Here is a 17359-nt window from a genome sequence, read left to right on the forward strand (position 1 = left end):
TATATAAAAACTCATCGCCATGATCATTAAAACCATCTTTTATCGACTCTTAATCTCTCTAAGCCTGTTGCTGGCAGGCGTATTCGCCGCTGTTTGGTTTAGCGCCTTTCACCCGGCCCCCATCCAGCAAGAAAAGATACATTGCGCCCAGAACGCACCGATCTTATCCGCCGGACAATCCATCAAACTGTACAATCAAAATGTACAATTTATGGCTGGAAAAAACTACGTTTTCTTCTACGACCTGCCTAATAGCGCAGGACCTGATGAACGGCCATCAAGCACTGATATAACAAAAACCCTCCACGGTTTAGCTAGGCTAATCAAGCAACAAGACCCAGACATTATTTTATTACAAGAAGTTGATGACGGCGCTAAACGCACTGATCACACAGACCAACTAGCACAGTTGCTGTCACTGCTGCCAAACGACTACGCATGCCACGCCAGCAGCTTTTATTGGCAGGGCGCTTATGTGCCTCACCCGCGCATTATGGGAGCCGTGGGCACAAAGCTGAGCATCATTTCAAAATACAAAATAACAGCGGCCACCCGTGTTCAACTCAGCTTGATACCGCAAGACCCCATCAGCCAATTATTTAATTTCAAACGCGCATTACTCGACGTTCGCCTGCCAATTAAAGGCGCACATGAACTGGCCATTTTAACCACCCACCTATCGGCCTTTTCTCAAGGTACCGACACACTTAAACAACAAATCAAACAAATTGACCAGCGCTTAAGCTCTCTCAACGCCTCCCAAACACCTTGGATTATCGGTGGCGATTTCAATTTATTACCGCCCGACACGTACTCGCTACTAGCAACAGAACAACGCCGTGGTTACGAAACAACCTCAGCCATTAACGCGCTGTATAAAAAATACCCTGCTATACCCAGCTATAAACAGATCCAGTCGCTACAGCGCCCTTCATGGTTTAGCTATATCCCAAATGATCCTCGCGTTGCCAATGCTGACCGCACCATTGATTATTATTTTCATAGTCCGCGCTTGAATTTACGACACGCCTTTGTTGAAAATCAACTATCTACAAAATTAAGCGACCATTTACCGCTCATTGCCACTTTCTCATTACCGTAGGACACGAGCCACAACTTTTTATAATACCTTGACGGTCTGACATCACGTCGCTGGAGTGTTATTCACACAAAACTCAAGCACTGCGTTCTGGCGTTGATACCAAGCCGTCTTGTTATTAGTTATAACTATTTCTTTTTCTGCAGTGACGGCGCCTTTATGAGCAAGGAGCTAGCCATACTTATCAAATTGGCTAGCTTATTAGTTTCCCTAAAGTTTCATCCACTCCTGCCGTTAATACACAATGAAGAAGCTATAATAATTTCTGTGCACCAAATGGGTAGCCTCCCTTGAATTGATTAAATGGATTTAATTTTCATGACGTTAAATAATTTCAGCATTAAACAAAAACTCTCGTTCTTACAACTATTGCCTCTGATAGGGCTGCTATTATTCGCAGCAAACGGGATATTTGAAAAAGCCAACGTCTACCTTGAGATGACCAAGGTTGAAGAATTATCAGTATTCGCCACCAAAGCAAGCTCCTTTGTTCACGAAGCACAAAAGGAAAGAGGTGCAACCGCTGTTTACCTTGGGAGTGTTGGCGAAAAGTATGGCTCGGAAGTCATCTCACAAAGAGCAAACACAGACGTTCCTCTCCTAGCACTCAATACTTTCTTGCAAGGTTTTAATGCATCTGAATATGGCGCCTCCTTTGAGAAAAGGCTAAATGACGTTATCGGTGATATTGCTAAACTCGACAATATTCGACGTCAAGTGATAAACCTGAAGGTTTCTAGTAGCGATGCAATCGGTTATTACACATCAACCAATGGAAAACTATTAAACCTAATCGGGGAAGTCTCCGCTTTGAGCACTAACAGCACTGTAAGCAATATCAATACAGCCTATGTCAATTTACTCAAGGGTAAGGAACGTGCAGGTATCGAACGAGCCGTGTTGAGTAAAACTTTTTCAAGCGATGAAATGTCATCAAAAGACTATGAGAAATTCAGCCAACTAAACACCGAGCAGAATGTTTTCTTCGAAAGTTTTAAATCTATAGCGCCGCAATCTCAAATTGACCTTTTCCAGGAAAAGTTGACTTTTCCTGTGGTAGCTGAATTACAGCGAATGAGGGAGATTGTTTATAACAAAAAAACAGATGGGGGCTTTCAGACAGACGTTGACCACTGGTTTAGCACCGCTACGGCAAGAATCAATGACCTCAAAGAAATAGAAGATTCCACCGCATCAGGCTTACTTCAAGTTGCCCAAGATAGTGCCGATGAAGCAAAAAACACCCTGATTCTGTTTGCCTCGATCACGATTTTAATTGTAGTCGCATCTTTCTATTTCAGCTTTATTATTGGTCAAAATGTTACGGGGCCCATTAATCAATTGAAATCTGTTATGACTAATGTAGAAAAAGATTCTGACCTTTCCCTACGCGCAGATGTCGATGGCAATGATGAAATCGCGTATATGGGAGAAGCTTTCAATAAAATGCTCCAAACTTTTAGCACGCTGATCCAAAATATTACCCGTTCCAGTCAACAGTTAAGTACCTCTGCAAAAGAATTGTCTATCGTCAGCGAAGTGTCTATGCAAGCCATCATGCAACAATTGGCAGAAACAGAGGCAATGACAACTGCTTCAACACAGATGAGCTCTTCAAGCCAAGAAATTGCACTTAATGCAAATGAAGCATCCAGCGCAACGCATAACGCAAATGAGCAAGCTAATGCTGGCAACAGCCTAGTTCTTGATGCGACAAGCTCTATTAATAATCTAGTAGGTGAAATTGAACGAACAACCGCTATCATCCATGAGCTGGAAGAGGGATCAATTAATATTGGTAGTGTACTGGATGTCATTCGCAGTATTGCCGAACAAACGAACCTGCTAGCCCTAAATGCAGCCATTGAAGCCGCTCGCGCAGGTGAGCATGGTCGCGGGTTCGCCGTCGTTGCTGATGAAGTACGAAACCTTGCTAGCAGAACTCAGGAGTCCACAGAAGAAATACAAAGCATGATTGAAAAGCTACAGCAAGGTACATCTTCTGCTGTAAAAGCGATGGAGCAAGGCAGTCAGCAGGCGCAATCAAGCTCCGACCTTTCTAATCAAGCCACCAGTTCCATCAGCGACATCACTGTTGCCGTTTCACGAATTTCAAAAATGAATACTCAAGTTGCCAATGCCGCAGAAGAACAACGCACGGTTACGGAGGAGATTAGCCGTAAAATCGCATCTGTTTCTACAATCTCACACCAAGCATCAGAAGCCGCTCAACAAAGCGCCTCAGGAAATTCTCAGCTAGCAAACTTAGCGGGTGAACTGAAAAACGCGGTAAGTATTTTTAAGACATAAACTCGGCTCAACAAAATCAAGCGACCTGCCGTTTCCTTTGCCATTGGGCATCGGCTCCAGCTTTTTTATAATACATTCACCGCTGATATAACTTTGCTGCCCCTTGACTTACTAGTAGGTCAGCAAACTCATCTATAGGCAGGGGTTTGCCGTAAAGATAGCCTTGACCCCAATCGCAGCCAACTGATTTTAAGAATTCCGCTTGCGCCTCTGTTTCCACGCACTCAGCTATTACTAACAAACCCAGCGCATGCCCCATCTCAATAATTGCTCTAATAATGGCTACATCATTTGCATCGGTAGTAACATCCCGAACAAAAGAACCATCAATCTTTAACCAATCAACTTGGAAACGCTTTAAGTAAGCCAGTGATGAGTAGCCTGTTCCAAAATCATCAATTGCAAGCGCAATACCCTCTGATTTAAATGCATCAACCGTTCTTGCAACTTCATCGGGCTGGCCAATTAAGACACTTTCGGTTATCTCAATTTCTAGATGATATGGGCTACAGCCTGTTTCACTAAGAATGTGTTTAACTGTAGCAACAATATCTGGTTGAGAGAACTGTATTGGGGAGAGGTTAACCGATACTCTTCCAGCAAGTAAGCCCATTTCAACCCATTTCTGTGTTTGTCGACAAGCCGTTCGTAAAACCCATTCACCCAATTCTAAAATAAAGCCAGTTTCCTCGGCTAGCCAAATAAACTCACTGGGCGGCACCAGGCCTCTTTCTCGGTGTTGCCAACGGATCAATGCTTCAGCACCTGAGATTTTATTATTTTTAAAATCAATCTGCGGCTGGTAATAGAGCTGAAACTCATTATTTTCCAATGCCTGACGCATTTGCGTTTCAAGGGAAAAGCGCGAGTGTGCCGATGTGGTTAAGTCGCGAGTGTAGAACTGATATTGGTTTTTCCCTTGTGATTTTGCAAGGTACATGGCGGCATCTGAGTTTTTTAGTAGCTCTACAGCATCACCCGCATCATTAGGGTAAATGCTAATGCCGACGCTAACGGTCAGGTAAATAGTTTCACCGTTTACGCTAAAGGGTTTTGACATCGCCCGCTGGATTTTTTCAGCTACAGCAGCGGTCAGCTCATCTATATCAATCGCTTCAAGTACGACGGCAAATTCATCCCCTCCTAACCTTGATAATGTGTCATCAGCGCGAACCGTTCCTTCGAGGCGTTGTGCCATTTTAACGAGTAGCTTATCCCCTGCTGGATGGCCAGCCGAATCGTTAATGTATTTAAAGCGATCTATATCTATAATTAATAAAGAAACCTTATGTTCTTCACGATCAGCCCTAGCGAGCGCATGTTTTAAGCGGTCATTAAATAAAAAGCGATTTGGCAGGTTTGTCAACGTATCAAAGTGAGCTAATTTTTCATAAGCTTTGACTCGTTCTTCAACCTTTAACTCAAGTAAGTCACGGTCTGTTGTTAATGTCTGATTTGATTTGCGGAGAATTTCGTTCTGTTGAGAGATAATATGTTTTTGCTTTTTAATTTCAGCAGTCATCGAGGCCAGCTGTTTTTTACTGCTGGTCATGTCGACAATAGTTTCAATCAACAGTTTTGATTTAACTTGGTGCTGATACGCTAGGCAGCGCATACGTAACGTTTTTTCCGTCAGGTTTTTATTAATATTCTGAACGTCAGAAACATGCTGGGCACCCGCCTTGACGATATCCTCGGTCATAAACTAGGTCCGTCATCCATCAGATCGATGCCGCAAGGTAAGCGCTTCAAGTGATTGATTGCCTTCCCAACTTGCCCACCTTCAAGAACAGAACCATGTTGCGGAAGAATACGTTGAATATCCATCTTCTCAAAACCTTCCATGCAATGTTTTAAAATGCGGTTGCTTGGCATGTAGTGTTGATGAAATGGGTCCATAGGCGACAAATAATCACCTTCGGCGAATAAAGACCAATCTTGAGACAACGCCGCAAAAATATCGCTGGTAAAAAGACTTTTTGTAATCACGTCGTAAGTAACAATCGCACCTGGCGAGTGTAGATACGGTGTGGGAATAAACTGTAATTCACGACCACTGTTGAGTACCAACCGGTTGTCATGTTCATCGGTAATATACATTTCTGAGCGAAATCCTAAATGCCGAATTAACCGCGCGGTGGATGAGTGCGCAACAATTTTTAGGTCGTTATGACCGATAACATCCTCAACTACCGCAAGGTTACCGCACACATCGGGGTCTTGGTGCTGCACTACGATGTAACTGATATCCTCAGGATTGACGATATCCATGACTTTGCGCATTACTACGGGAAAATGAGGCACCGATCCTGGGTCTATAAAAACAACCTCATCCCTATCTATTATTAAATAAGGGTTACAGTGTAAGTGCGCCTCTTCATCATAAAAACCTACCCAGTATATTTCACGGGTAACTGCAATCGCGTTGCTGTAAGTCACTTTCATTTATTCATTCCTTAAACAAACTGTCGGTGAAAATATATTCCTTTGAGGTTAAATTAGCAGATTTATACCAGTTGAGCCAGTTAAAACAATTATGGTTGCCATAATTGTATTAGCCCATACCCAATAGTGCTGCCAAATTAGTTCATTTACTATTATTCGGACAAAAAGATACGGCGCTGCCTCCAAAGAACAGCGAGCACATGGTTGAAAAAACGATTAAAATAGGCAGTAAGACTAAACTGCTGTTTATAAATAGTAGTTGCTACGCAAACACATTGCTGGTCTTAGCTGATGCACCTTTATACCGTTCTTATCTTTAACGGTATCGAGCATCGGATTCAGCACATACGAAACAAGGCAGTCTTAGTTACTAGCTGTTTTGTCAACAAAACCAACAGGAACCGTAAATGTCACAAACCACCCGCTATTTCGCGACAACCGCTAAAGGCATGGAGCTTATCCTTGCTGATGAGCTAACGCACATCGGCGCTCAACAAGTCAAACACGCTGCCGGTGGTGCTTACTTTGAAGGCGATATGGAAATGGCGTTGCGCGTGTGCCTGTGGTCAAGACTGGCTAACCGGGTGCTTATGCCGCTTGCAAAATATGCCGCTCAAACACCTGATCAACTATACGCGGGTAGCCTAAAAATAGACTGGTCAAAACACTTCGATGTGTCCAAAACGTTTGCCATTGATGCCTCCATACGTCGGTCAAAAATAAACCACTCACGTTATGCCGAGCAAGTGGTAAAAGACGCTATCGTTGATCAATTTAAAGAAAAGACTGACGAGCGCCCTAACGTTCAACGCGAACAGCCTGACATACGCATTAATGCTTATATCAACGAAGATAAAGTAACACTGAGCTTAGATTTATCCGGTGATAGCTTGCATCGCCGACATTACCGCGCCGAATCGGTTGAAGCGCCACTGAAAGAAAACCTTGCTGCTGCGATTTTAATACGCGCTGGTTGGCCAAAAATAGCCGCTGAAGGTGGCGCCTTATATGACCCAATGTGTGGCTCAGGCACCTTATTAACTGAAGCCGCGATGATGGCGGGTGATATCGCCCCCGGCCTGCTCCGCGACTATTACGGCTTTACCGCCTGGAAACAATTCAGCCCCGCTATTTGGCAACGGCTGATTAAGGAAGCCGAATACCGTCGCGAAAAAGGCTTGGAAAAAATCCCGCCCATTATGGGCTCCGATATCAGCATCAAACACGCCGGTATCGCTAAAGCAAATATCAAGGCCGCCAACCTCATCTGGCAAATAAAAGCCGTCAGCTTACCGCTGTCAAAAGTGGCGCCTGACGAATCATGGAAGCCCGGGTTATTTGTCGTCAATCCACCATACGGTGAACGACTCGGCGAAATTAAACAGCTGGAACCGTTGTATCAGGAAATAGGCAGCATCTTAAAAGCCCGCTTTAATGGCTGGCAAGCGTCTGTTTTTACCGGCAATACCGAGCTTGCGTTCAACGTTTCTCTGAAATCGCACAAGTCATACCAACTATTTAACGGTGCTATCCCCTGTAAAGTATTTAACTTTTCAGTCACCCCAGAACGACATTTTGAAGGCCAGCACGCTAGCCAACAACAACACATCGGCGACAACTTAAAAAAAGCCTTACTGCCCAGTTCCGGCGAGTGGAGTGACGGCGCTACGATGCTAGCAAACCGGCTACGAAAAAATATTAAAAAGCTTAAATCTTGGGTTAAGAAAAATAACCTTCAGTGTTACCGCTTATACGATGCCGATTTACCTGAGTACGCCATCGCTATCGATATTTACAATGGCGAAAAAAAGTGGATTCATGTACAGGAATATGAAGCTCCAAAAACCATCGATGAAAATAAGGCTATACAACGCTTACGTGACGCTTTAGCCGTTATGCCTGAGGTTCTCGACGTCCCTTCAAAACAAATATCGCTTAAAATTCGTCGCCGACAAAAAGGCAGCACGCAATACGAGAAACAAGGCACCGATGGCGGCTTCCATAAAATTCAAGAAGGCGAGGCGTTCTTTTTAGTTAATTTCAAAGACTATCTCGACACCGGTTTATTTTTAGACCACCGTCCCATACGCCAATGGATCGGCGAAAACGCGAACGGTAAACAGTTCTTAAATCTTTTCGCTTACACCGGCGCGGCCACTGTGCACGCCGCTCTTGGTGGTGCCACTACATCAACAACGGTGGACATGTCAAAAACCTATTTAGATTGGGCCAAAAATAATTTTGAACTCAATCAATTGAACTTAGACAAACACCAACTCATTCGAGCAAATTGCATGGAGTGGCTTGATAAAGCCATACTAGAACAACAAAAATATGAGTTGATTTTTATCGATCCACCCACTTTTTCAAATTCAAAACGAATGGAAAAGGTGTTTGATATTCAACGCGACCACGTTGAACTACTGAACAAAGCTGCCACCCTGTTGACGAAAAAAGGCACCTTGATATTCTCCACCAACTTTCGCAAATTTAAGTTAGATAAAAGCGCACTAACAACATTAGACATTCAAGACATTAGCAAACATACCATATCGAAAGACTTTGAACGTAACCCTAAAATACATTACTGTTGGAAGCTGTCGATCAATACATAAACTCAAGGACGTGTTAAATGGCTTCCTCTGAAAGGACTTCTCAAAAGGACTCCATCGCCACTATTGGCATAGGCATTATTTTATTGCTCGCTGGTTTCTGGCTGGCTTATCAATTTGTAGAGCCTGCACCAGCCACCACCATCAGCATCAGCACTGGCAGTAAAGAAGGCGCTTATTACGCCTATGCACTGCAATACAAAGAACACTTAGCTCAGCAAGGCATCACCTTAAACATTGAAACGTCTGCCGGTTCCGCAGAAAATATTGACCGTTTATTGGCGAATAAAACAGACCTCGCCTTGGTACAGGGCGGGCTGACCAAACCCAACACGCCGCTATTATCACTCGGCAGCTTATATTATGAGCCCGCTTGGCTCTTTCACCGTCAAGAGCAAAACTTACAAAAACTAACCGACCTTGCCGGACAAAAAGTCGCTATTGGCGTTGAAGGTAGCGGCACACGTAGCCTTGCGCTACTGCTAATGAGCGACAACCAACTCGACAGTTCAAACGTAACCTTGACCGATGACTCCGGCTCTTTTGCGGCTAACAAATTATTATCTGGCGATATTGATGCCGCGTTCTTTATTGGCGCAGTTAAATCGCCCGTTATTCGCAAGTTACTACAAACGCCATCCATTGAGTTAGCATCACTCACTCGCGCTGAAGCATACAAACGCTTGCACCCATTCTTGTCAAAAATAACCTTGCCCGAAGGCGTGATTGACTTGCAAAGCAACGTACCATCACTTGATAAAACATTACTCGCACCCACTGTAAACTTGTTAATGAATGCCGGTTTTCACCCTGCATTATCAATACTCGTGCTACAAGCTATTCAGGATACCCATAAAACATCAGGGATTTTCTCAGCCGCTCATCAGTTTCCAAACAATAACAACCTGACTGCACCTATCAGCGATGTAGCCGAACGCTTCTATAAGAATGGTCCACCTTTTCTAATGCGCTATTTGCCTTTCTGGACCGCTATTATGATTGACAGGTTTATTGTTATGATCATCCCATTGCTAGCCATCTTACTGCCGCTAGCTAAGGTGATGCCACCGCTGTATCAATGGCGCATCAGCTCGCGCATTTATCGTTGGTACGAGGAACTACACAGCGTTGACGATAAAATTCATGGGCATGAACTCACACAGCAACAGCGCCAACACTTGGGGCAACAACTTAGTCATATTGAAAACGAGGTAAACAAGGTAAAGACACCGTTGTCTTACGCCGAAAAAGTCTATCAATTACTGGTTCACATCGACCTAGTTAGGCAGAAATTACATAAGTAATGACCGCCATTGCCGTCATATTTATTTTTTTTATATGCCTTCTTTTTGCCATACTCGCGACCGGCTTTTACCCAAAAAATGAACAAGCAGAAAGCATTGTAAAAGTCGCCGACGCTCCCTTACTCAGTAAGGGGAAAGACATTAAAGTTCTTTCCTATAACGTTCAATTTATGGCGGGAAAAGACTACGTTTTTTGGTTTGACGTTCCAGAAGTTAATGGCCCAGATAGCAGACCGTCTACCAGCGCCATTGTAAAAACGCTGCATGATGTCGCCAATATCATTATTGACGAAAACCCTGACTTCATCCTTTTACAAGAAGTGGATGATGGGGCGAAACGTACCGGCAAGCAGGATCAGCTGCAAGCCTTACTCGACTTGCTACCGACTCACTACTCTTACCACACCTCTGCTTTTTATTGGAAATCTGGCTTTGTACCCCACCCCAAAATATTAGGCCGCGCGGGGATGAAGCTCAGCACAATATCAAAACACCCTATAGCGCTCGCTAAGCGGCACCAACTCGCGTTAACACCGGGCAATATAATTGCCAAGCATTTAGGCATTAAACGAGCCGTACTTGAAGCACACATTCCATATGATGAAGGAGGTGAACTAATACTCTTCAACACACACCTCGAAGCATTCTCCAAACAATCTGATACGCTACAAAAACAAGTCGACCATATTGTTTCATTACTAACGCAGTATACTGACCGCGGCATTCCGTGGATCATTGGCGGTGATTTCAACCTACTACCGCCCAATCAATACAGGACGCTTCCCGCAAGGCAACGCACCCACTATCGAGCTGCGTCCGAAATTTTCGGCTTAACCAATCAATTCCCTTGCATCCCCTCGATGAAGGACATCGGCACCAATCCATCTGATTGGTACAGTTTTTATTCAAACGACCCCGAGGTTGCAATACCCGATAGAACATTAGATTATTTATTTTATTCACCCTTGCTGACGTGCCATTGCAAAAATATTCGTCAACACGACACGCTCAGTATTTCCGATCACTTCCCGCTTATTGCAAGCTTTAATTTATAGGCATATACTCAGCTGCTCATTTAAATAAAAATTGCTTATAAAAAGGAGAACACAATGGCTGTAGACGTTATTTTAGATCTAAAAGTAAGTGCTGAGAATCGAGAAGAATTATTGGGCGTTTTCACTGCGATCCTACCGGACACCCGTGCATACAAAGGCTGCATAGAGATCACTGTTACGACTAATGAAGATGATCCACACAACATTGTTTTACTCGAAAAGTGGGAACAACGTAGTGATCACGAAAGTTATATGGCATGGCGTACAGAGCGTGGTGACATTGAGAAGCTTGCCAGCCTATTATCAGCGCCACCCGCTGTTAGCTACCTAACCGCTGTTTCAATTTAACGGCGTTGATCTGTCGGCGACTATACTGTCGGCATAGCCTCAACTAAATTTCAGTTGCCGATTAATACATATAGGGCATGACTCATTCGTGCCCTATATGTATGTAATCAGCTCATACCTATGACGTTTGGAACTCATTTTTCAACATCATGATATCTGTATTTGCTTTAAATTCGTTTGTCGTCGCCGTTGCCGTGGTGATTCACTACGAGTTTTTGTATCGCATATCCAGATACATTCCACACATGACCGTAAAACACCGGCTTAGGATTCTATTCGGTGTGTTTGCTGCTTTAGTTGCACACGCGGTAGAGGTCTGGATTTTTGCCTTAGCCTTCTACTATATGCACCATGCCGACGGCTGGGGTCACTTAGAAGGAAACTTCGACGGCAGTTTGCTCGATTGCACATACCTGTCCTTCACAACGTTTACAACCTTAGGTTTTGGCGACATCCAACCAATCGGGGATTTACGACATTTAACCGGCCTCGAATCCCTCACTGGGCTTGTTTTAATCACTTGGACCGCTTCATTCTTATATTACGAAATGCAACGCTATTGGGACAACCACTAACGAACGTTTAACTTTCCTTGATGAATAAGGCAACGCCTAGATACGATAGAACTGGCAATATATTTCGTTAGACTCTTTTACTCATCTCTTTACGCCGTGACCTGTATAATCCTCCTCACCCCGCACATTAGGAACACACCATGGTTAAGCTTGGACAAACACATCAATTAGAAGTTATTAAAGCACTCGATTTCGGCTTCTTTCTTGATGCCAAAGAATTAGGCGAGGTACTGTTACCGGGCAAGTATGCCCCAAAAGATTTGGCAGTAGGTTCATCGCTTTATGTTTTTCTGTATCTTGATTCAGAAGATCGCCCTATTGCCACCACTAAAACTCCCAAAGCCAAAGTTGGTGAATTTGCTTACCTAAAAGCAGTTGCTCGAACACACGTAGGCGCCTTCTTAGACTGGGGCTTAGAAAAAGACGTTCTAGTACCCTTTGCCGAACAACATGTCCCGATGGAGGTTGATAAGTCTTACCTCGTTTATTTATACCTCGATAAGAACGACGGCCGCATTGTTGCCTCATCTAAAATAGACAAGTTTATTGATGATGAAGAACCTCACGATTTTACTCCCCAACAACAAGTAGACTTAATCGTTGCCAATAGCACGCCACTTGGCTTTAAAGCCATCATTAATCATTCTCATTGGGGTATTTTGTATAAAAACGACGTATTCCAACAATTAAGTTTCGGTCAATCCAAAAAAGGCTTTATTAAGCGTATACGGCCTGACGGGAAAATTGATTTGAGCCTACAAGGCGGCAAAGAAACTCGAGACAAATACAGCAAAATCATTATTAACTATTTAGAAAAACACGAAGGTTTCTCACCTTTGCACGACAAGTCCAACCCAGAAATTATTTCCGACACCTTTGGCATGAGCAAAGGTGCCTTCAAAAAAGCCATCGGCGGTTTATACAAACAACGCATTCTTAGCATCTCTAAAGACGGCATTCGTCTACTAGAGAAATAACCTTTATTACCTATTTATCAAAATATTATGAAACAAAGCAAAAAATACAGCATCCAAACATCTCAAGAAAATGACAACTGGAAAGCTGAAGTAATTCGTCGCGCCAGCGCCAAAAAAACCATCGTCTCAAAAACTCAAAGCGGCTTTAACAATGAAGCAGAAGCCATTGCTTGGGCAGAAAAAGAACTGGTTCAATTCACCGCTAAGCAAAGCGAACAAAATAAACGCCGCGCAGAAAAACGCAAATAAACTCAGCCTTACAAACAACTTGCTGCCGTGCTCCGCATTTCCCAACACCTGGCCATCACTTACGAGGAAATAGAGCTAACCGCCATTCGCGCTCAAGGCGCAGGCGGCCAAAACGTTAACAAAGTATCATCGGCCATCCACCTGCGTTTTGATATTAGCGCTTCTTCACTGCCCAACTTTTATAAACAACGCCTACTCGCCCGGCAAGACCAACGTATTAACAAAGATGGCGTGATCATCATCAAAGCTCAGCAATATCGCACGCAGGAAAAAAACCGAGCCGATGCTTTAGAGCGCCTGCGCGCTATTATAAAAAGCGCGACAATCGTACAAAAACCTCGTCGTACGACTAAACCCAGCAAAAATGCCAAACGAAAACGCGTAGACAATAAAACTCAGCGTGGCAAACTAAAACAACTGCGAAAAAACATCATTGATTAAGCTTGCCATTACCTCCGTAAACAAAAGCGCAGGGTTTACGCTTGAATAACCCATGACAGGGATCTATAGTCCACCGTACTGCCCACTATTCTTTTGGGCATATGAATAGGAATTATAGGGAAACCATTTCCCTTTTTATGCATTAATAACGCAGCTAAACTCTCAGCGTTGGACATGAAATTTAAAGTAAAGGAGAAAAAAATTGGTTACTTGCTACATACGTTACGTCATTGAACCCAAGAAAATAAATGAATTTGAGCACTATTCAAAGCTTTGGATTCCACTAATAGAAAAACATGGGGGAACACATCATGGATATTTTCTCCCATCAGAGGGTGCCAATAATATTGCCCTAGCCTTATTCTCATTCCCAAGTTTGGCTGAGTACGAGCAGTACCGTTCAAACTCGTTCAAAGACAAAGACTGCCTTGCGGCATTTGCATACGCAGATGAAACAAGTTGTATCGTTAGCTATGAACGCAGTTTCTTTCGCCCCGTTTTTAAGTAAACAACTTAGCTGGGCATTTACAGCCTTATATTTTGCTAGATTACCCGCCGCTGATAGGCGACATAGGCTCAGCCTAGGCATGTAACTGATACACTTTAAGTGTAAAATTCGCCCACTGTTTATTAATTAGGATTCATCATGAGCGCTTTACCTAACTGCCCTAAATGCAACTCTGAATATACTTACGAGGATAGCAATTTATACATTTGTCCAGAGTGCGCGCACGAATGGTCTATGGAGGCGCTCGACGATGAAGACACCCTTATCGTAAAGGACTCAAACGGAAATTTATTACACGATGGCGACACCATCACGGTGATTAAAGACCTTAAAGTAAAGGGCTCGTCAGCCGTCGTAAAAGTAGGCACCAAGGTGAAAAATATTCGCTTGGTTGAAGGCGATCACGATATTGACTGTAAAGTTAGCGGTATTGGACCCATGAAACTCAAATCAGAGTTTGTGAAAAAGGCTTAATTCATCATACAAATAACAGCACCGGCAAACCAGTGCTGTTATTGCTTTGTTCTAGAATGATTCGCCAAACTGCTCTAGATATTGTGCTTTTACATCATCTAACGTAACCACATGATTTTGCGTACCTGCGTGAGCAATTTTAATCGCACCCATTAGACCTGCGATTCGTCCGGTTACTTCCCAACCTAGGTCATTCATTAGGCCATACAATAAACCACCACGATAAGCATCCCCGCAACCTGTTGGATCAACTAACGCTGCCGCTTTTGCCGCTGGAATATCAATTCGTTTATCTTTGGTATAAATCAACGAGCCTTCAGCACCTTTGGTAATAATTAATGCCTCTACTTGTTCTGCAACTTCATGAGGTGATAAGCCGGTTCTTTCTTGTAGTAGCGCTGCTTCATAGTCATTTAAAGTAACCCATGTCGCCTGCCCAATAAACGTTTTCAGTTCCTCGCCATCGAACATCGGCAGGCCTTGACCCGGATCAAATATAAAAGGAATACCGGCTTCTAAAAACTGTTCTGCGTGCTCAATCATGCCAGCCTTCCCATCGGGCGACACAATACCGATCTTTACCCCTGCGTCACTCGGCACCCGAACCAGTTCCGAACGCCCCATAGCACCGGGGTGAAACGCGGTTATTTGGTTATCGTCTTCATCGGTGGTGATGTACGCCTGACCGGTAAAATCATCCGCCAATATTTTTAAATACTCTTGGCTAACGCCGGCTTTAGTCATCCAGTCAGCATAGGGGCCGAAGTCTTTACCCACTGTTGCCATCGGCAGCGCGGTTTCCCCCAGTAGGTGCAAGTTGTAGGCGATATTACCCGCACACCCCCCGAACTCACGGCGCAAATCTGGCACAAAAAAGGACACATTCAACATATGCACTTTATCCGGCAAAATGTGATTTTTAAATTTATCTTGGAACACCATGATGGTGTCATACGCCATTGAACCGCAAATTAAAGCACTCATTATTTAACCTCTTCCTTTTTCCAAACCACATCGAGCTGCTTAACAGCTTTCACATCATCTAAACGCCTAACAGGCAATGTATAGGGCGCTTGCTTTAATAGTTGCGCGTCTTCTTCCGCTTCCACTAAAATTTTTGCCATCGTGTCGATAAAATCATCTAACGTTTCTTTTGCTTCAGTTTCTGTCGGCTCAACCAGCAAACATTCTGGAATTAACAACGGAAAATACGTGGTCGGCGCGTGGAAGTCGTAATCCAACAAGCGTTTCGCAACATCCATTGCCGTGACACCCAACTCTTTCGCTTGTTTTTTAAGCGTTAAAATAAATTCATGCGTAGCGCGTCTGTCTGGATACGCCGCGTCATAACCGACTTCCATTAAACGTTTTAATAGGTAATTGGCGTTTAACGTAGCGAAATCCGCCACCCTTGGCATTCCTTCACGGCCTAACATTCTTGCGTAGATATACGCACGCAGCAACACCCCAGCATTACCCGCAAAAGCGGACATTCTGCCAATTGTTTGCGGACAATCGTTTTCATCCAACAATACATACTGCTCGTCTTTTTTACCAACAATCGGCACCGGCAAATAGGGTTTTAAGCGCTTACTAACACCCACAGGTCCGGCACCAGGGCCGCCACCGCCGTGCGGTGTTGAGAAGGTTTTGTGTAAATTCATATGAATCACATCAAAGCCCATGTCACCTGGACGCACTTTGCCCAAGATGGCATTTAAGTTAGCACCATCGTAATACAACAAACCACCTGCCTCATGCACAATGCCGGCAATTTCTTTTATCTTGCGGTCAAAAACACCTAACGTGCTTGGATTTGTCAGCATAATGCCTGCTGTTTTTGGGCCGACCGCTTCTTTTAGCGCGTCAATATCGACGTCACCATTCCCGCCTGTAGGAATTTCACGCACCTTGTAACCGCACATCACTGCTGACGCAGGGTTAGTTCCATGCGCCGCATCGGGTACTAAAATTTCACAACGCGCCGTGTCATTACGGTCATCGTGATAGGCTTTAATCATGGCCACACCCGCAAACTCACCTTGCGCACCGGCCGCAGGCGACAGGGACACCGCTTGCATACCAGTGACTTCTTTCAACATGCCTTGTAGCTCATACATGCATTGTAAAAAACCTTGCCCATGCAAACTTGGGCCTAATGGGTGCCGACCTGAGAATTCTGGCAAACTCGCCAAGGTGTTACACGCACGCGGGTTGTATTTCATCGTGCATGAGCCGAGCGGATAGAAGTGCGTATCGATGGAAAAGTTTTTTTGTGACAAGCGCGTAAAATGCCTAACAACTTGCATTTCAGACGCTTCAGGCAAATTGGGCTTTGATGTTCTTAAAGCATCTGCCGGCAACGATGACAGTGCATCGTTGTCGGCAGGTAGTTGAGCATTCGATGCTCTACCCGTATGTGATTGCTCAAATATCAGCATAGAAATAAGTTCTCTTAACTTAGTTTAGCGAATGCGGCGTCATAATTTGGTTCGTCAGCTACTTCTTTAACAAGTTCTGAGCTGATAACCACATCATTTTCATCTAACACCAATAACGCTCTTGTTGTAATACCCTTAAAAGGGCCATCTTCAATAAAAACACCGTAATCTTTTGCGAATTTACGACCGCGCATCAGCGATAAAGGCACTACATTTTCTAGCCCCTCACCACCACAAAAACGCGCCATTGCAAAAGGTAGATCTGCCGCTACAACTAGAAATACTGCATCTGAGTGCTTGCTTGCGTATTCGTTAATTTTCTTGGTCGATAACTGGCAGGTAGGTGTATCCAAACTTGGTACAATACTGATCAGTTTTTTCTTACCTGCGTAATCCGCCAAAGACACGTCGGCGAGCTCTTTCGTGGTTAAAACAAAATCCGGTGCTTTATCGCCTACTGCGGGTAATTGGCCGTTCGTATGAAACTCTGCACCTTTTATCGTAATTATTGCCATCATTTT

Annotated in this window: 17 protein-coding genes; 12 read left to right on the forward strand and 5 right to left on the reverse strand. The window is 44.0% G+C overall.

Annotated elements, in window-relative coordinates; genetic code table 11:
* The first annotated feature begins 19 nt into the window (after positions 1–19).
* Positions 20–1102, forward strand: a complete 1083-nt coding sequence (locus AB1Y31_09555; GenBank protein MEW4983417.1) for an endonuclease/exonuclease/phosphatase family protein — start codon at positions 20–22, stop codon at positions 1100–1102.
* A gap of 315 nt (positions 1103–1417) precedes the next feature.
* Complete coding sequence (locus tag AB1Y31_09560) at positions 1418–3409, forward strand: methyl-accepting chemotaxis protein (protein MEW4983418.1); 1992 nt, start codon at positions 1418–1420, stop codon at positions 3407–3409.
* 76 nt (positions 3410–3485) lie between these two features.
* On the opposite strand, the gene AB1Y31_09565 is transcribed toward AB1Y31_09560, so the two are convergent.
* Together AB1Y31_09565 and AB1Y31_09570 are read right to left on the reverse strand one after the other, a co-directional pair.
* Positions 3486–5111: a bifunctional diguanylate cyclase/phosphodiesterase gene (locus AB1Y31_09565; GenBank protein ID MEW4983419.1), complete on the reverse strand. Its 1626-nt coding sequence runs from the start codon at positions 5109–5111 to the stop codon at positions 3486–3488.
* Positions 5108–5854: an MBL fold metallo-hydrolase gene (locus AB1Y31_09570; GenBank protein ID MEW4983420.1), complete on the reverse strand. Its 747-nt coding sequence runs from the start codon at positions 5852–5854 to the stop codon at positions 5108–5110. The genes AB1Y31_09565 and AB1Y31_09570 overlap by 4 nt, the downstream gene beginning before the upstream one ends.
* 407 nt (positions 5855–6261) lie before the next feature.
* Here AB1Y31_09570 and rlmKL point away from each other — a divergent pair, with 407 nt between their 5' ends.
* The 10 genes from rlmKL (at position 6262) to AB1Y31_09620 (ending at position 14397) form a co-directional block, all read left to right on the forward strand.
* Positions 6262–8469, forward strand: coding sequence for a bifunctional 23S rRNA (guanine(2069)-N(7))-methyltransferase RlmK/23S rRNA (guanine(2445)-N(2))-methyltransferase RlmL (gene rlmKL, locus AB1Y31_09575; protein ID MEW4983421.1), 2208 nt, complete (start codon positions 6262–6264; stop codon positions 8467–8469).
* Between the two features lie 17 nt (positions 8470–8486).
* A complete protein-coding gene (locus tag AB1Y31_09580; protein ID MEW4983422.1) occupies positions 8487–9770 on the forward strand; it encodes a TAXI family TRAP transporter solute-binding subunit in 1284 nt (427 codons plus the stop codon).
* A complete protein-coding gene (locus AB1Y31_09585) occupies positions 9770–10825 on the forward strand; it encodes an endonuclease/exonuclease/phosphatase family protein (protein ID MEW4983423.1) in 1056 nt (351 codons plus the stop codon). The genes AB1Y31_09580 and AB1Y31_09585 overlap by 1 nt, the downstream gene beginning before the upstream one ends.
* A gap of 54 nt (positions 10826–10879) precedes the next feature.
* Positions 10880–11173, forward strand: a complete 294-nt coding sequence (locus AB1Y31_09590) for an antibiotic biosynthesis monooxygenase (protein MEW4983424.1) — start codon at positions 10880–10882, stop codon at positions 11171–11173.
* 149 nt (positions 11174–11322) lie between these two features.
* Positions 11323–11748, forward strand: a complete 426-nt coding sequence (locus AB1Y31_09595; GenBank protein ID MEW4983425.1) for a potassium channel family protein — start codon at positions 11323–11325, stop codon at positions 11746–11748.
* A 140-nt stretch (positions 11749–11888) separates the two neighbouring features.
* Entirely contained in the window at positions 11889–12725 is an 837-nt protein-coding gene (locus AB1Y31_09600; protein ID MEW4983426.1) for a S1-like domain-containing RNA-binding protein, read from the forward strand.
* Positions 12726–12752: 27 nt separating this feature from the next.
* Positions 12753–12974, forward strand: coding sequence for a DUF3622 domain-containing protein (locus AB1Y31_09605; protein ID MEW4983427.1), 222 nt, complete (start codon positions 12753–12755; stop codon positions 12972–12974).
* A gap of 27 nt (positions 12975–13001) precedes the next feature.
* Positions 13002–13415 carry an alternative ribosome rescue aminoacyl-tRNA hydrolase ArfB gene (gene arfB, locus AB1Y31_09610; GenBank protein ID MEW4983428.1) on the forward strand — a complete coding sequence of 138 codons (414 nt, stop codon included), beginning with the start codon at positions 13002–13004 and terminating at the stop codon, positions 13413–13415.
* A 202-nt stretch (positions 13416–13617) separates the two neighbouring features.
* Positions 13618–13923 carry an NIPSNAP family protein gene (locus tag AB1Y31_09615; protein ID MEW4983429.1) on the forward strand — a complete coding sequence of 102 codons (306 nt, stop codon included), beginning with the start codon at positions 13618–13620 and terminating at the stop codon, positions 13921–13923.
* A gap of 138 nt (positions 13924–14061) precedes the next feature.
* Entirely contained in the window at positions 14062–14397 is a 336-nt protein-coding gene (locus tag AB1Y31_09620) for a zinc ribbon domain-containing protein YjdM (GenBank protein MEW4983430.1), read from the forward strand.
* A gap of 51 nt (positions 14398–14448) precedes the next feature.
* Here the strand turns inward: AB1Y31_09620 and AB1Y31_09625 are convergent, their stop codons facing one another.
* The 3 genes from AB1Y31_09625 to tpx are packed head-to-tail and all read right to left on the reverse strand — an operon-like array spanning position 14449 to position 17353.
* Positions 14449–15381 carry a carbohydrate kinase family protein gene (locus AB1Y31_09625; GenBank protein MEW4983431.1) on the reverse strand — a complete coding sequence of 311 codons (933 nt, stop codon included), beginning with the start codon at positions 15379–15381 and terminating at the stop codon, positions 14449–14451.
* On the reverse strand, positions 15381–16838 hold the full coding sequence (gene gcvPB, locus AB1Y31_09630; protein MEW4983432.1) for an aminomethyl-transferring glycine dehydrogenase subunit GcvPB: 1458 nt from the start codon (positions 16836–16838) through the stop codon (positions 15381–15383). Before gcvPB ends, AB1Y31_09625 begins: the two co-directional genes overlap by 1 nt.
* A 14-nt stretch (positions 16839–16852) precedes the next feature.
* Positions 16853–17353: a thiol peroxidase gene (gene tpx, locus AB1Y31_09635; protein MEW4983433.1), complete on the reverse strand. Its 501-nt coding sequence runs from the start codon at positions 17351–17353 to the stop codon at positions 16853–16855.
* Between the last annotated feature and the right edge of the window lie 6 nt (positions 17354–17359).

The sequence above is a fragment of the Cycloclasticus sp. genome, from assembly GCA_040743155.1.
In the GTDB taxonomy this organism is placed as follows: domain Bacteria; phylum Pseudomonadota; class Gammaproteobacteria; order Methylococcales; family Cycloclasticaceae; genus Cycloclasticus.